Source organism: Streptomyces sp. AC555_RSS877, assembly GCF_019049245.1.
Lineage (GTDB): Bacteria > Actinomycetota > Actinomycetes > Streptomycetales > Streptomycetaceae > Streptomyces.
In genome coordinates this window covers 23,809-37,558 of the sequence record NZ_JAGMUK010000009.1, presented here as the reverse complement: position 1 = coordinate 37,558, position 13,750 = coordinate 23,809, and the positions used below count along the sequence as shown (strand labels likewise).

The 13,750-nt window shown below is 68.6% G+C and carries 20 protein-coding genes; all 20 read right to left on the bottom strand.

The features are described 5' to 3' along the window. Positions 1–5: 5 nt before the first annotated feature. Positions 6–461, bottom strand: coding sequence for a phage terminase small subunit P27 family (locus KUM49_RS05000; protein ID WP_217235457.1), 456 nt, complete (start codon positions 459–461; stop codon positions 6–8). 92 nt (positions 462–553) lie between these two features. Continuing rightward, complete coding sequence (locus tag KUM49_RS04995; protein WP_254400745.1) at positions 554–814, bottom strand: HNH endonuclease; 261 nt, start codon at positions 812–814, stop codon at positions 554–556. A gap of 424 nt (positions 815–1,238) precedes the next feature. Next, on the bottom strand, positions 1,239–1,586 hold the full coding sequence (locus KUM49_RS04990) for a hypothetical protein (protein ID WP_217235455.1): 348 nt from the start codon (positions 1,584–1,586) through the stop codon (positions 1,239–1,241). Between the two features lie 27 nt (positions 1,587–1,613). Beyond that, complete coding sequence (locus KUM49_RS04985) at positions 1,614–1,940, bottom strand: hypothetical protein (RefSeq protein WP_217235454.1); 327 nt, start codon at positions 1,938–1,940, stop codon at positions 1,614–1,616. A gap of 9 nt (positions 1,941–1,949) precedes the next feature. Beyond that, positions 1,950–2,201 (bottom strand): hypothetical protein, encoded by a 252-nt coding sequence (locus KUM49_RS04980; protein ID WP_217235453.1) that lies wholly within the window; start codon positions 2,199–2,201, stop codon positions 1,950–1,952. 25 nt (positions 2,202–2,226) lie between these two features. Then, complete coding sequence (locus tag KUM49_RS04975) at positions 2,227–3,429, bottom strand: hypothetical protein (RefSeq protein ID WP_217235452.1); 1,203 nt, start codon at positions 3,427–3,429, stop codon at positions 2,227–2,229. After that, entirely contained in the window at positions 3,426–4,538 is a 1,113-nt protein-coding gene (locus KUM49_RS04970; protein ID WP_217235451.1) for a hypothetical protein, read from the bottom strand. Before KUM49_RS04970 ends, KUM49_RS04975 begins: the two co-directional genes overlap by 4 nt. 10 nt (positions 4,539–4,548) lie before the next feature. After that, a complete protein-coding gene (locus tag KUM49_RS04965) occupies positions 4,549–4,935 on the bottom strand; it encodes a hypothetical protein (RefSeq protein ID WP_217235450.1) in 387 nt (128 codons plus the stop codon). A gap of 111 nt (positions 4,936–5,046) precedes the next feature. Then, positions 5,047–5,271 (bottom strand): helix-turn-helix domain-containing protein, encoded by a 225-nt coding sequence (locus KUM49_RS04960; RefSeq protein WP_217235449.1) that lies wholly within the window; start codon positions 5,269–5,271, stop codon positions 5,047–5,049. A gap of 118 nt (positions 5,272–5,389) precedes the next feature. Continuing rightward, the gene (locus KUM49_RS04955; protein WP_217235448.1) at positions 5,390–6,037 is read right to left on the bottom strand and encodes a hypothetical protein; all 648 of its coding nucleotides are present in this window, start codon (positions 6,035–6,037) and stop codon (positions 5,390–5,392) included. Positions 6,038–6,178: 141 nt separating this feature from the next. Next, on the bottom strand, positions 6,179–6,550 hold the full coding sequence (locus KUM49_RS04950; protein WP_217235447.1) for a hypothetical protein: 372 nt from the start codon (positions 6,548–6,550) through the stop codon (positions 6,179–6,181). A gap of 11 nt (positions 6,551–6,561) precedes the next feature. Continuing rightward, complete coding sequence (locus KUM49_RS04945; RefSeq protein WP_217235446.1) at positions 6,562–7,035, bottom strand: hypothetical protein; 474 nt, start codon at positions 7,033–7,035, stop codon at positions 6,562–6,564. A 78-nt stretch (positions 7,036–7,113) separates the two neighbouring features. Next, positions 7,114–7,341, bottom strand: coding sequence for a hypothetical protein (locus KUM49_RS04940; protein ID WP_217235445.1), 228 nt, complete (start codon positions 7,339–7,341; stop codon positions 7,114–7,116). A gap of 27 nt (positions 7,342–7,368) precedes the next feature. Next, on the bottom strand, positions 7,369–9,930 hold the full coding sequence (locus KUM49_RS04935) for a hypothetical protein (RefSeq protein WP_217235444.1): 2,562 nt from the start codon (positions 9,928–9,930) through the stop codon (positions 7,369–7,371). Positions 9,931–10,008: 78 nt separating this feature from the next. Beyond that, positions 10,009–10,401, bottom strand: coding sequence for a hypothetical protein (locus KUM49_RS04930; protein WP_217235443.1), 393 nt, complete (start codon positions 10,399–10,401; stop codon positions 10,009–10,011). A 2-nt stretch (positions 10,402–10,403) separates the two neighbouring features. Further along, positions 10,404–11,495, bottom strand: coding sequence for a hypothetical protein (locus KUM49_RS04925; RefSeq protein ID WP_217235442.1), 1,092 nt, complete (start codon positions 11,493–11,495; stop codon positions 10,404–10,406). 116 nt (positions 11,496–11,611) lie between these two features. Continuing rightward, positions 11,612–11,800 carry a hypothetical protein gene (locus KUM49_RS04920; protein WP_217235441.1) on the bottom strand — a complete coding sequence of 63 codons (189 nt, stop codon included), beginning with the start codon at positions 11,798–11,800 and terminating at the stop codon, positions 11,612–11,614. 191 nt (positions 11,801–11,991) lie between these two features. Next, positions 11,992–13,086, bottom strand: coding sequence for a hypothetical protein (locus KUM49_RS04915; protein ID WP_217235440.1), 1,095 nt, complete (start codon positions 13,084–13,086; stop codon positions 11,992–11,994). Further along, positions 13,083–13,283: a hypothetical protein gene (locus tag KUM49_RS04910; RefSeq protein ID WP_217235439.1), complete on the bottom strand. Its 201-nt coding sequence runs from the start codon at positions 13,281–13,283 to the stop codon at positions 13,083–13,085. The genes KUM49_RS04915 and KUM49_RS04910 overlap by 4 nt, the downstream gene beginning before the upstream one ends. A 146-nt stretch (positions 13,284–13,429) precedes the next feature. Next, positions 13,430–13,714: a hypothetical protein gene (locus KUM49_RS04905; RefSeq protein WP_217235438.1), complete on the bottom strand. Its 285-nt coding sequence runs from the start codon at positions 13,712–13,714 to the stop codon at positions 13,430–13,432. Positions 13,715–13,750: the final 36 nt, after the last annotated feature.

Sequence of the window (13,750 nt, the reverse complement as noted above, 5' to 3'; positions counted from 1 at the left end):
GCCTCTTACGCGAACGGGTTGTCGTCCTCGCCGCCATCGTCGGCCCCCCTCGCGAGGGCCTGCTCCGTCGACGGAGTCAGCCCGAAATGCCCGGCCCAGGACCGCATCTCACGGCCCGCGGCCCGAGCGATCCCGACCGCCGGATGGGCGAGCGTTCCCTGCCGGGCCTCGATCGTCAGCCCCTCACGCTGCACCGTCTCCGTCGCCTCACGGAACACAGCCCACGCCTCGCAGTACGCCGCCAAGCCGGCACGATCCTCAGGCTTCAACAGATCCAGCCGCGAAAGACCCGGCACCACCCGCGCCCACTCGGCAGCCGCCTCCTCGGACAGCCACTCCGGAGGCTGAGGCGGAACCCGCTTGAACGCTGGCCCTACGTTGACCTGCCGCCCGCCAGAGTCCTTGCCGGCGCCCTGACCCTTCAGGAGTTTGAGAGCCGCAGGCTGCGCAGTACGGGCCATGATCACGACCCCCTATCCCAGATTCTGAGTCCAGGTCTTTTTCACTGGCCGCGTCGGTCCCCCAGCGATCTTGACCCGCGATTTTGACTCCCCTACCCGCCCTGAGCAGGCCGTTCGTTCCTCTTGGCCCTCGCCCGCCTTGATCCTTCTGCTGCTTCGCGTGCGGTTTTCTCGCGATGGCAGGGCTCGGAGTGGATCAGTCCGAGGTTGTTGAGGTCGCGCGCTGCTCCGCCTTGGCTCACTGGGATCTTGTGTTCCAGTTCGTCGGCGTCTTCGCCTCCGCAGACGTAGCAGCAGCCGTTGTCGCGTGCTGTGACCTTGGCTTTGAGTGCGCGCATGGTGCCGCTGCTCATGCCGTAGCGCTCTTGGGGTGATGGTCTGCCTCGCCATGCTTGGGGCTGATGGTCATCGCATCTGCCTCGTTGGGTTGCGAGGTCATGGCATTCGGGGAGTGAGCATCGTGTGGGTGGTGCTGTTGGCACAGCGTTCCTCCCAGTGCGTAACAGGTGTGTCACTCAACCCGTGTTGATCTCCATTACCTGATCACATCTGTTCCTCGCGCGTATGGGCGCGCGTGCGTGATGAGGAGAATGACATGGCCAGTGGTTGCCGTGATTGTCAGACGTGCACGATGTCGTGGATCGCTCGGATGGGGCGTCACACGCTGTACTTCGTCTGCTTGGCCTGGTTGATCAAGCCTGTGTTCTTGAAGTGCTGCCCTCAGTGCAAGCACATGATGGGCCGCCATCAGCGCCGCAGGGACGGCTCGTTCCAGGACTAGACGGACCGTCGCAGGCCCGCGCCACCCATCTCGGCCTGCGCCTTGCGGATCTCGTCCTGGACCTGCTCGTGGAACGTCTCGAAGTCGCCTTCGACGCGGATCTTCAGCGGGTATCCGTCGGGATCGACGGGCACCTCGTTGGCGGGGATCTCGATGGTCTCCTCGAAGATGAGCACGGCGCGGGCGCCGAGTCGCTCGGCGAGGTTCGACTGCATGGCCTTCAGCGTCGGTCCCTCAGGGTCCATCAGTGAGGATTCGGCTCGGTCGATGACGAGGGCGAATGGGGTGATCGTGTCGTCGCCGCGGTGCTCGGTGGGCAGTTCGAGGATCTGAATGCGGGCCATGCGGGTTCCTCTGCGGGTTGAGGCTGGTCAGACGCGGATGACGTTGACCGTCAGTTCGGCGTTGTCGACGTTGAAGCCGAGGGTGTCGCCGTAGTCGTTCGGCGAGAAGGGCCCGAAGATCTGCGTCTCGCCCGCGGGGATGGACTCGGAGCGGACGGGTGCGGTGAGGCCGTCGACGGTGCGCGCGGTCTGGAAGGTGATGGTGCGACTGCTCGCCCCGGTGTTCTTGACGACAAGAACGACGCGGCCGTCGTTGGTGACGCTGTTGCCGTTGGTGACGTCTCCGGCGGTCGCTGCGGGGAGGACGGTTCCGGCGCGGGATGCCTGCGTGGCAGCGATGGCGGTACGGGGCATGACGGTCTCCTACGTCGGGACGATCGTGATCTGCGGCTGGGTGACGACGAGCTTGCGCCCGTACTTGGCGAGGACCTGCTCGATCTCGGCGCGGCACGCTTCGTCCTGCTGCCGCTCGTGCTCGGCGATCGTGCGATACGCCTCGACGATGGGTTCAGGCTTCGGCTCGGCACAGGATCCGTCCGGACTGCGCTCGCACGGGCTGCCGTGCCCCGCGTGATCCTCGGGGTTCCAAGCGGCCTTTGTCTGTTCGTCGGCCATGGGCGCGGGCCTTTCGGGGTGCGGGTTAGGTGGTGCTGTCGGTGATGAGCCCGATCGTGGCGAGCTGCGTGAGGAGGCTGGTGAGCGCTGCATTGCCGCCCTTCGCCCCGGTTACGGTGCGCCGGGTGGTGTCGAAGACGACGCCTGCCGCGTTACGGACCTTGAAAACCCCGCCCTGGCTGTAGGCGATGACGCCGCCGGTCGGGTTCGTCGTCGGCGCGGTGGTGGCGTCCTTCATCGAGATGACGACGCCGCCGGATCCGCCGAAGTCGCTGCTGGTGGATCCCAGCTGGAGGGCACCGGTGAGGAAGGCAACAGCCCTCGTGACGATTGCCCCGGACGTGCCGACTTCCAGCGTCGCCGTCCCACCGGACGTCTTCACCTGGAACAACGGTTGCGCCGTCGAGGCGGCGCCTTGCACGAGGAGACCGACCGTGGCCGTGTCCCGCTGCCGGACTTCGAGCGCTGCGGCCGGGGTGTTACCGACGGGGATGCGGATGCCGGTCAGGCCTGCGGAGTTGACGACGAAGTCGTCCGTGGTGGCCGGGTCCGAGTTCCGCAGGACCAGCAGTCGGCCGGTGGTGGGGCCCTCGGTCGAGGTGAGGAAGATGCCCTGCGCGGCGGTGCCGCCTTGCCCGTTGCGCTGCAGGTCGATGGAGATGGCCGCCGCGGAGGCGTCTGCGGTGGCGCCGGCACCGGGGTTGAGGTGGGCGATCTTCAGGGTGCCGCGGGCGGATTCCTTGCCGCTTAGCCACATCGCGGAGTCGCCTGGCTTGTCGGAGATGACGTTCAGGGCGACGCTGCCGGGCGAGGTGCCGGTGGCCCGCTGATAGACGGTGAGGGCGTGCTCGGTATCGGACTGGGTGCGGAAGTTCGCCGAGCGGACGGTGCCGTCGGTGTTGAAGCTCGCCCCGGTGACGGCCCCGGTCGTGGTGACCGCGCCTGAAAGTGTGCCGCCGGCGAGAGGGAGGAACTGGCCGGACGCCCAAGCCCGGTCGCCGTGCGGGTCGGTGGCGATCGTGTGCGCAGCGACCTTGGCGGTGGCGTCGGTTTCGGCGGCTTCCTGTGCTGCGACGACGTCCGCGGTGAGCGCGAGGCCGGTGACGGCCCCGGTCTGCCCCATGACGGAGAACACGAGGCCAGCGCTGACGGTGACGATGCGGGACTGCTGGCCGCCGTTGACAGTGACCGCGTCGGTGGGGCGTTCGCCAGCGACCTGGATCTTCACCGGGTCACCTCCGGGGACACGATCGCCCGCCCGTTGAGGAGCCGCACGACGGTGGCGCCTTGCACGACTTCCAGGTCCCAGCGCCCGTTGCGGGTCAGTGTCGCCGTCACTGATGCGGGAATGGCGAGCTGGATCTCGCCTCCGGTGATGGTCAGGTAGCTGGTGAGGTCGAGGAGGAGCTCCCCGTTCTCCGATGCCTCACTGCGGATCTGTGACCGTGCCGTCCAGCCGGACCACGTGAATTCGGGGTCGTCCGTGACGGTGTACGTCTGGACGAATGTGGCGCCTTGCTCGATGTACAGGTCCCAGTCTCCGGCGGACAATGCGGCCACCTCCGGGATCTCGCTGGATGCCACGTCAGCGGTGAGGGTCGCTTCCGCGGTGAGTGCGGCTGCCGCGTGCGCGGACAGGACCGGGATGGCTGCGAGGGTGCTGTCGGCGGTCAGGTCTGCTGCTGCGTCGACAGTGACGAGCGCTGTTGCGCCGAGCGCGGTCTGTGCGGAGAGGGCGGACGAGGCGGTCCACACGGCGCCGTTGGACAGGGTGTTGAACAGGTCGAATTCGGCATAGTCGGCGGTGCCGGCGTCGCGGTGGGCGCTCATGTCGAGGGCGCATACGTCGATGTCGGTGTCGATCCATGCGGGGGTGGCGAGCGTCCTGCGGTTGGTCCACGTGGTCCCGTCGGGACTGGTGTCCCACAGGAGGTTGGTGCCGTCCTCGCCGAGCCTCACGAACAGGTGGGCGACGGGGTCGTAGGTGAGTTGGACGGCGTCGTCGTCCCAGTAGCCGACCTCGGATACGAACCGGATCATGCCGCTGACGGCGTTGATGCTGAACCCGACTCGCGTCCCCTCAACGGTTCCTTGGACCATGACGGCGCAGTACGCCTCAGCGGTCGCGGTCGATGCGGCCGGGACGGTCGACACCTGCACGAAGAAGCTGGCGCCGGCGAGGGTCCAGGCGTAGCCGGTTTGGCAGCCGGCGTATCCGGTGGTGCAGGGGACGCGGGCCCTGCCGCCGACGACTGCGGTGCCGCCGTAGGAGTTGCCCCACTCGGGGCCGAGCGTGCCTGCGTTGAAGTTGTCGACGAGGGTCGAGAGGCTGGGCACGCTGGCCTCCCTATGCGAGCGACAGCGTCAGAGACCCTGCGGTGAGCTGGAGTTCGTCCCCGGCCGCCACCGTGCGGGACGCGGAGAGGGCCCCGTACCAGAGGCGGACGGGAGTGCCCGCGGAGTCCCAGACTTCGACGCCGACGACGGTGGCCGCGGGCAGGCCCGTCCAGACCAGGTCTGCGGAGTTGGAGGTGGAGCCACTGACGGCCGCTGCGACGGAGAGGTTCTGGCGGGCGTAGGAGCCGCCGGTGACCTCCGTGCCTGCTGTGGTGTCGTCGCCGTTCGCGGTGACCAGGGCGACTTTGAGGGGCGTGGTGGGCCTGGTCGGCGTACCGACGCCGAGAATCCAGTCCAGGGTGAGGTTCTCGCCCGTGTTCGAAAGATTGTCTGGCACGCGGCCTCCCTACGGCTGTGCGCCGCGTGGCGCGAGGTTGGCTGTCCCGCCGCCCGTGACGGGGGGACGTTGCGGGCGGCGGAACGTCGGGGCGCGGACCGGCACCCCGAGCTATGCGGCGCGGTGGACGCGATCGGGAAGCGGCGGCGGGTCACCGAGCTGGACTTCGCCGAACTCGTCGACGGTCTTTGCCGGGAGTTCATCCAGGTCGTACCGGGCGCCTCTGCCGTGTCCGTACCGGTGGATGCGGCCTTCGGACGCCCATCGCCAGATCGTTCCGACGGGCCGGCCGGTGTAGTAGGCGGCGTCAGCTGCGGTGATGAGTTTTGGAGGCATTGAGCACCTCCTGGTGCATGACGAAGGGCCACCCGGTTCAGGGTGGCCCTTGCGACAGAAGTTCCATGTGAGCACAGGATCGCTTCGGTGCAGGTCAGTTGTCAACCACCGTTGCGTTTCACGCCGCGGCGCGTTGGGCGAGTGGCAGGTCGAGTACCTCGCTGCGCGCGTACTGCTGGCTGCATCCCTGGCATCGGGCCCCGGGTGTGGAGATGGTTATCCGGAGGACGGTTCCGCAGGGGCAGGTGACGGCGACGGGCCGTTCGGCGCGCTCTCCGGTGATCTGGCGTTCGCATTGCCGGACCAGGCTGCCGACTTCCTGCGCGAACTCGCCGAATGCGGGGTGGCTGGCGGCGGCCCATTCGAGGTTTAGGCGCAGCGCGTGGACGGCCTGGTCCAACTGCTGCTGCAGGCCGCCATTCCAGCGCGGGTGACGCCAGCCGAGCTGTTCGTGCCAGTCGACCTGCCACGTCTGAAGGACGGTAACGACACCGCCACGGGCCATTAGGGAGAGCGGCTCCAGCCGGAGCGGGAGAGGCGGCGTGCGGGATACGGACACAACCGAGCCGTCACCACCCCGGCCAGGCACGAGACGCGTGGCGAGCCTGGCGTAGAGCCCGTCGCCGCCGGGGAGCTTGCGGAGCAATTCGTCGGTGCGGCTCTGGCAGAGCCGGCAGCCGGTCCGCCCGAGTTCGTCGTGCCGCAGTGCACGCCCGCAGGGGCTACAGGCGGGCCATTCGTAGGCAGACTCGGCGGTGTCGTGCACGGCAGGCTCCTCGGTGCGGGAAGCAGGGGGCGCGTTAGGCCAATGGTGCCGCATGGGGTTGACAACAGCGGCCAATGGCACAGTGGCACCGAGCACAAGAAGGCCCGGACCGATGACGGTCCGGGCCCTTCTGCTGGCTGATCACATTGCTTTGAGTGCGGCGATCGCGTCCGCGGTGGTCTTCTCCTCGGCGCTGTACCAGGCCATGACCATGGTCGCGGGAATGCCGTCGGGCGCCTCGCGAACCCACCAGGGCTGCTCGTGGCAGTCGCGTCCGCAGTCGTCGATGTCGCCTCCGCAGCTGTCGTGCTCGTGCCGGTCGAAGCGGATGTGCCGGTGCTCGAGGGTTTCGGGGTCGATCGTGTAGCCGGTCCGGATGCGGGTCTGCGCGGTGTCGGCGTCGAGGTGGCCGAGGAACAGGTAGGCGCTGTACTCGTCAAGCCAGACGACGAACTCCTCTTCCGGGCAGCCGTCGAGAACCTCGGCGAGCGAGAGGGCGGTGGCGATGGGCACGGGCTTCTCCTTCACTTGGGCAGCTGGTTGTTGGTGCGGGCCCACACACCGCGGGTCTCGCTGTGGGTGGTCTGCTGGATGACGGTGCCGTTGTAGTGCTGGTGGATCTCGCTGGGCAGCACGTCCTTCGCGCCGCGGAGGAGCCGTGCGAACGCAAGGATCGGTACGGCGATCGCGGCGGGTGCGGCGCAGATCATGCCGATGACGGTCGGGTTGGCATGCTCGGAGGCGAGCATGAGGCCGATCGCGATAAGGCCGGGCGGCACGGTGGCGAGGGAGCTGTACGTGATGAGGCGGCCAATGTCGGTGGCCCGCTGCGACATGGGCGGCACGCCAGGCTGGGCGACCGGCGGGGCGCTACCGATGAGCGGGACGGGGCTGTCGTCGCGGAAGCTCTTCGGTATGGCCTCCAGGAGGGCTTCCTCGACGGCGTTGGCGAGCTTGGTGACTTCGGCCCGGTCGGTGGGCTCAGGCTGTGCAGGCATGGGCTGGGTCTCCTTCCGGGCCAGGTGGCGCGGTTCGGGGGCGGAGACGGCCCGCGAGCTGCGGGCCGTCTGGCGGGGCTACTTGGACGAGACGGAGTCGACGGTGTCGATGCTGGTCCGGGCGCCGTTGCCGACCATGTCCTGCATCTTCTTGACGACGTCCGCGCCGACCGGGGTGGCGACGAGGAGGATCCAGAACACGGACACGGCGATGAACTCCCGCGGTCGGAAGGACGAGTCCTTCTTGAACCACCAGGCCATACCGATGCAGGCGATGAAGAACAGAGTGCTGATTGCGATGGTCATGAGATGAGTCCGTTTCTGCGAGGTGGGTTAGGCGCTGATGGATTCGGTGTCGAGGGGTTCGGCGGTGTGCCAGTCGCGCTGCTTCTTGGTGAGCTTTCCGAGGCGTTCCAGGCGGGCTGTCGCGTTGGCGACGTTGGTGGGCTTCAGGTCGGTGACCTCGGAGATCTGCTTGTTGCGTCGGGCGCCGCTGTCTACGGCCTGCCAGACCAGCTGTGAGCGGGTCGGGGGGACGAGGTCGTCCAGGTCGTCGTCTTCGACGTCCGCGGCGGCAGGCGCTGCGGGTGCGGCCCGGGTGGCAATGACCTTGGTGTTCTTCTTGTTCTTCTCCTGCTCCTTGGCCACGAGTTCGCGGAGGAACTCCTCCTCCTCGCCGGCGTCGGCGTGCCGGTACTCCTCGCGGCGCAGGTAGGCGAGACCGGCGGGGCCGGCTGCGGCTGCCGCGTCGGCTTCCGCCGAGGTCAGGGTCTCCAGGGGGAACTGGCGTGCGACGCGGGCCGGGTTGCTGTGGAACATGGCCCTCGACTGCGTGTACTGGGCTTTGCCGTCGGCGATGTAGCAGAGGCCGCCGGTCTCGGAGCCGTTCGGGAAGCGTTCGGGGAGCGGGGCGAGCCTGATCTCCGGGGTGCGGGAGCCGAGCGACATGATGTCGACGTCCGCGCGGGCGGTGCGGAAGAGGGCGATATTCCCGGACTGGAGCATGTCGCGGATGGCGTTGGCGCTGGCGTCGGAGCCGATCGAGTCCAGGTTGGGGATCTGCACCCAGATGCGGGCGGCGATACCGGCGGCACGGGACAGACGGCCCACGGAGGACACGGACCGCAGCAGCGGCTTCACGTGGTCGGCCTGCGGGTCCTTGAGGATCATCTCGTTGAACTCGTCCCACGTCGTGACCATGGGCGCGAACGGCTCACCGGGCACGAAGAAGCTGCGGCCCTGCTCGGTGAAGCCCTCCTCGTCGAGCCACTGCATCTTCATCTGCTCGGCGTACCGGTACTCACTGACCGCGTTGGCGGCCTGGCCCATGAGCATTGCCCCGTAGGGGGACTTGAGCAGCCAGTCCAGTTCCGGCATCCACGGGGCGTAGCCCGCTCCGCCCTTACCGTCGGCGAGCCAGGAGATGAACCCGTTGAGCCGCTGCGCGACTTGGAGGTCTTCTTCCAGGGACGTCTTGCCTGCTCCGGTGGTGCCGGAGCCGAACGCGTGGACCGCAGACGCGGACGACTGCCCGGACAAGCCGCGGCGCTTGGCGTCGAACTTGAGGAGCCGCCACTTGGCGGGCCGGCCGTGGACGTCTTTGCCGACGATGATGTAGCCCTCGTCGTCCATGGTGAGGGCGACCAGGTCGAGCGGCACCCCTTCCTGTAGCGGGTTCTGGGTCATTTCGCTGACCTCGATGCGGCGGGCGTCGAGCATCCGCAGGTGCAGCCGGGCGACGGCCTCTTCGCCGTCCAGATCGAGGACCTGGGCGACGACACGGGGCTGCACGTCAGCGACCGAGGCTCCCTTGCGCGGCATGAGCAGCTTGAAGCTGCGGCCGTGCTCGGTCTTCTGCGCGTCGTACAGCTTGCTGCCCGGATAGGGATTGAACTCGTCCCACACCGCGGCCAGGTCGTCCATGTCGAGTTCGGTGCTGGTCAGGGCGCGCAGCTTGACGGTGAGCTTGGCCCGGTCGGCGGGCATGTCGTCGGGCCGGTAGATGTTCACGGCACGCGGCGGTACACGGAATGCGATCGACACGGCGTCCTGGTCGACACCAAGGGCGGGCCGGGTCGTGGTGGACACGATGATCGCGGTGAGCTTGTCGTCGTCCACGTGCAGGCTGGTGAGCTTGGATGCGGGCAGCGGGCCCCGCTCGTGGGCGATCCACTCCTGCCAGCGGGCCAGATACCAGTCCGCTGCCTGCGCGCTCTCGACGGCCGGGGCGCCCGGCTCGGGGCGGTCCCACAGCCAGGAACCCCAGGCTGCAGCTACGGAGACGACGGCGAGGTGGGCCCACCAGGGGACGTCGGCGAAGCCGCTGGCCGGGATCGCTACAGCAGGGCCGGCGCGCAGGACCATTTCGGCGGGCGTGTAGCGGCGCCACCATCCGCGATCCCAGTTGGGAAGGGCGTTCGCCCATGCATGGCGCAGGGAGGCGCACCGCAGACGGTGGGCTTCGGCGGTCGCCTCGCGGACCAGTGCGGGCCGGTCTTCACGGTTGCGCCAGCCGTCACACACGCCGATGACGAACAGGCCCTCCGCCGGGGTGTCGGCGGTCTGCCCGAGGCGGCGGCGCATACGGCGCGCCTTGCGCCGGTAGACGCTGCTGCTGCGGCGGCACAGCCACTCCCACGGCTCGCCGTGCCCGGGTAGCCACCGCCACGGGCCCGGATTCATCCCCAAGGCGGTCCAGCCGGCGGCGATGCCCGTGGCCCCGATCGTCGTGACCAGGAGCGGGTCGCCAGACAGACAGGCGGAGGCGATACCGAGTCCGGCGCCCGCGTACACGCCGGGATTGTGCAGCTGCTGGATGCAGGAGTTCGTCCCGCCCGGCTGGGGCTGGGAAGCTTCTTCCGTGGTCTGGGGTGTGGCTATGGTCGACGTTGCCATCGGGATTCGTCTCCGGGTCTGCGGTGGTGAAGGGCGGGGTCAGGGGTGCGACCCCGCCCTTCCTGGTGTGCGCCCCCTTCAGGAGCGCTTGATGAACTCGCGGTCGGCCATCTGCACGCTGTGGGTGCGGTTGGCGTCCGCCATGCGCCCGTGCTGGGCTTTCGTCTCGCTGTCGAGGCCCTGCGCCACGGTGGACAGCGAGTCGGAGGCGGAGACGATCCCGGCGACGTTGGCGGCCATGGCGTCCGACAGGGTCGCGACCTCCATGTACGCGGTGGTGGTCGGCTCGTCGACGTGCAGGACGGTCATGGCTTCGGCGAGGTAGCGGGCGGAGTCGGCCCGCTCCTGGAACCGGGACTGCATCCGTTCCACTGCCCGGCGGGTGTTGGCGGCACGGATGCTGTACGCGGCGCCCCTGGCCAGGACGCTGGCGTAGGTGACGATCGCTCCGACGCTGTTTGTTGCGCTCACGGTCAGGCTCCCTGCGTCTCGTAGATCTCGGTGTGGGCGGTGGTGTCTTCGGCGTCGACGGCGTCGGAGATGTAGGCGTCGCGGTCGGCGACGTCTTCCATGTCCTGGGCGATGCCGGCGTAGACGCCCTGCCCGGCTTCGAGGAGCGTCTTGGCTTTCACGACCTGCTCGCCCTGGGCGATCGTGTTCGTCTGCAGGTCGTCGACCTGGCCTTGGATGACCTGGTACTGCTCTTTGGCGCGGACGACCCAGCGGGTGACGGTCGGCCCGAATCCCATGAGATCCATGGCGGCGATCAGTTCGTCGGCGCGGCCGGCTTCCCTTTCGCAGCGCGTGCGGATGCGGTCGTAGACGCGGACGTCGTCGTCGCACATGAGGGACAGTTCGTCGCTCTCGTCCATGACGGACTCGTAGGTCACTTCTGCTGCCATACGCCCTGTTCCTCCTTGGTTGGCGGCGGGTTGCGGGGTGGGGACGGTTGGGGGCACCGGCGTCTGCTGTGGGGGCGTGACGCCGGCTGGAGCAGTAGCCGCTCCGCCGCCGGGTGCGGCGGCCGGCTTCGCCAGCGAGACGCCTTGGCCTGCACCGCCGACGGCGGCTGCGGGCGGCTGCGGGGGCTGAGCGGGCATGGGGGGAACGGTCGGCGGGTGTGCGGGCGGCGCCGGCACGAGCACGGGGGCCGGATCGTTGCCGCCCCCGGCTTGGCGGCGCTTACGGAATTCCCGCAGAGCTCCGCGGCCGGTGTCCTCGCCCCAAGCCACGCCCCGCGCCACCCAGCCGCCGGCACGCCTGCCCATTGGTGTTGCCACCCGCTGGACCGGGGTGTGGCCCCGGTATGCGGAGCGGAAGGCTTCAGTAATGGTGGTGGCGTGCTGCCCGTTGGCTGCCGGAGCGTTCTTCCAGGGCGAGGTGGCTGCCGGGCCGCTCTTGACCGGGGCGTCCCCGTACTTGTCGGCGATCTTCCGGACGGCCTTCTCGTGCCGGGCCTCTTCTTTGAGGATGGCGCGCTGCGCCGGGGACATCCCCAGTTTCGACTGCTCGCTCTGCGCGCCAGCCGCGTAGGCGAGCATGCACGCGATGAGCAGGATCTCCATCGTCTTCCTTTCACGGTCTGTGACTGGGGCGGGTGAACGTTTACCTGGTGCGCGCACGTGCGCGCGTAGCACAGGCAGAGTTCATCTGTCCCGTGGGTGAATGAGCGGGTGAACGTTTACTGCGTGTAGCGGTCGGTGATGCGCTGGAGGGCATCACCGATCTCGCCCCACGCGCGGTTGGCCACCACCGGATCCAGGCCGCGCAGCTCGCTGCGCAGCCGATCCAGCCGGCGGGTCGCGCCCTCCTTCGGGGAGCGCCGGTCCGCCTGCTTGATCTCCTTGGCCCAGTACGTGGATCCGCTCACGTGCCTGCTCCTCCTCTCGGTCGGTTCGTGTGGTGTCGGTGTCCGGGTCTGCTTGCCGGGTCTGCGAGGGTTCCGCTCACCGGCTCACTCACCGGGTTGACCTGCGTTTTTGCTGCTTCGACTGCTTCCGGCAGTCTCAGCGAGGACCAGACCGTGGGGGGCTGGGCCTCACTGGCTGTGCCGGCCTGCGGTCAGTGGACCTTGGCTTCGTTCGTTTCGATCTCGCCCCAGATGCGGCGGACGCGCTCCTCGCGGGCCCTGAAGCCGTGGGCGCGAAACTCGGCCTGCGCCTGCCGGTAGGAGCGGGGCGGCTCCATGGCGTAGCGCAGCCAGCGCAGGACGACTTCGAGTTGATCGTCGGACAGGGTGGCGCCGGGTTCTGGGAGCTCGATGCCCTTGATGTCGGCGAGGTCCTGAAGGGTCATTCCGTCCTCGACTGGGGCCTGTACCGGAACTGTGACCGTGTCCGTTTCGTCCGCAGTCACGGGCGGGATGGTCACGGGCTCGATTTCCGGCTTGGCCTGTGTGACCACCGTGTGACCATCCAGCTCAGCCGCGACGTGTCCACCAGCCGTGACCACGGGGCGGGACACGGCCAGCACGAGGTCCCTTTCAGCGAAGGCGAGAGCCGCCGTGCCGTGCTCTTTCTCGGAGCTCGCCAGCCGCTCCTCGGCCTTGGCCCGCGCTTTGTTGATCTGAGCTTGCGCTCGGGTCAGGACATCCGCTCGGGCCATCTGGCGTTCCGCCTCGGCGAGATGCCCGGCGGTCTCGGTGACGACGTCGGTGGTGGCCTCAGCACGCAGATGCCGGGCGTCGGCTGCGGCCAGGGCTCGGGCGTTGCGGTCGGCGGCGGACTGCTCGGCGATGGCCGCCGCGGTGTCGGCGTCGGCCAGGACGTTCCCAGCGAACAGGCGCAGCCCCATGAACAGAGCGGCGGCGACCGGGACGAAAGCGAACACCTGGGCGTGACCGAGGATCAGCAGGGTCGCCGTCGACGTGCCGACCGCGACGACCGACAGGCCGAGCATCACGGCGATACCGACCGTGGACCGCTGCCGGATCGCCACCTCCGACATGCGCAACGCACCAATCCACAGCGCGTCGTACACGACGGCGATCGACCAGCCGGCCAGCAGACCGACCGTGCCGTGCAAGCCAAGGATCTGGCCCAACTGCCCGCCAACGGTGACGGCGACCAAGACCAGTGCGGCCAGGGTGAGCAGCTTCTCGATCACCGCGAACACGTCCAGGCGTCGAACCCAGCGGGTCAGCCGGTTGCCGCTCATCGCTTGGTTCCGTTCCGGGCACGGGCGACGGACGTGGTGAGATTCTCGATGGCGGCCTTGAGTCCGTAGGCGGCCAGCAGGGCGATAGCGGCCGTGTCGAGGATCGGCATGTCGTGCTGCACGGCGACGAAGACCAGTCGGCCGGCCAGCAGCACAGTGATCACCCAGACGATCACCTGGGCTTTGGTGGAAGGCATCGGGTTGTCCTCTCAGGTCGGGTCGGGCTAGGACGGGTCGTCGCAGTCGCCGGGCTCCCAGATTTGGGCTGGCTCGTCTTCCATGGCCTGTGGATCCGAGGCGGTGGGCGCGGGCTGCTGCGGCGCGGGCGCGTCGCGGACAGCCATCAGGCGGCGGCCGGGTAGTCGATGAGCGCCGTCAGCTGGTCGACGAGCCGCTCACCGAACGGGTTCGCGGCGTCGATCTCCCTGGCCCGGGCGACGATCGCGTCCAGCGCGGCCCAGTCACCGGACCGGTCCGCGGCGAGGGCTCGCAGCGTCAGCTCGGCAGACTCGTCGCCGCGGACCTCCTCCCAGGAGGCGTCGATCTGGTCGACGAACAGGCCGGCGCGGATCTCACGCACCTCGGCGGAGAAGAAGGCGGCATCGGCGGAGAAGACGAACGGAGACATGGGGATCACAGACCCTTTCAAGGTCATAGGAACGGT

Excerpts from the sequence above, each read along its gene's own strand:
- KUM49_RS05000 (WP_217235457.1), bottom strand. The coding sequence starts at position 461 with ATGGCCCGTACTGCGCAGCCTGCGGCTCTCAAACTCCTGAAGGGTCAG.
- KUM49_RS04995 (WP_254400745.1), bottom strand. The coding sequence starts at position 814 with ATGAGCAGCGGCACCATGCGCGCACTCAAAGCCAAGGTCACAGCACGC.
- KUM49_RS04990 (WP_217235455.1), bottom strand. The coding sequence starts at position 1,586 with ATGGCCCGCATTCAGATCCTCGAACTGCCCACCGAGCACCGCGGCGAC.
- KUM49_RS04985 (WP_217235454.1), bottom strand. The coding sequence starts at position 1,940 with ATGCCCCGTACCGCCATCGCTGCCACGCAGGCATCCCGCGCCGGAACC.
- KUM49_RS04980 (WP_217235453.1), bottom strand. The coding sequence starts at position 2,201 with ATGGCCGACGAACAGACAAAGGCCGCTTGGAACCCCGAGGATCACGCG.
- KUM49_RS04960 (WP_217235449.1), bottom strand. The coding sequence starts at position 5,271 with ATGCCTCCAAAACTCATCACCGCAGCTGACGCCGCCTACTACACCGGC.
- KUM49_RS04945 (WP_217235446.1), bottom strand. The coding sequence starts at position 7,035 with ATGCCTGCACAGCCTGAGCCCACCGACCGGGCCGAAGTCACCAAGCTC.
- KUM49_RS04940 (WP_217235445.1), bottom strand. The coding sequence starts at position 7,341 with ATGACCATCGCAATCAGCACTCTGTTCTTCATCGCCTGCATCGGTATG.
- KUM49_RS04935 (WP_217235444.1), bottom strand. The coding sequence starts at position 9,930 with ATGGCAACGTCGACCATAGCCACACCCCAGACCACGGAAGAAGCTTCC.
- KUM49_RS04925 (WP_217235442.1), bottom strand. The coding sequence starts at position 11,495 with ATGGAGATCCTGCTCATCGCGTGCATGCTCGCCTACGCGGCTGGCGCG.
- KUM49_RS04915 (WP_217235440.1), bottom strand. The coding sequence starts at position 13,086 with ATGAGCGGCAACCGGCTGACCCGCTGGGTTCGACGCCTGGACGTGTTC.
- KUM49_RS04910 (WP_217235439.1), bottom strand. The coding sequence starts at position 13,283 with ATGCCTTCCACCAAAGCCCAGGTGATCGTCTGGGTGATCACTGTGCTG.
- KUM49_RS04905 (WP_217235438.1), bottom strand. The coding sequence starts at position 13,714 with ATGTCTCCGTTCGTCTTCTCCGCCGATGCCGCCTTCTTCTCCGCCGAG.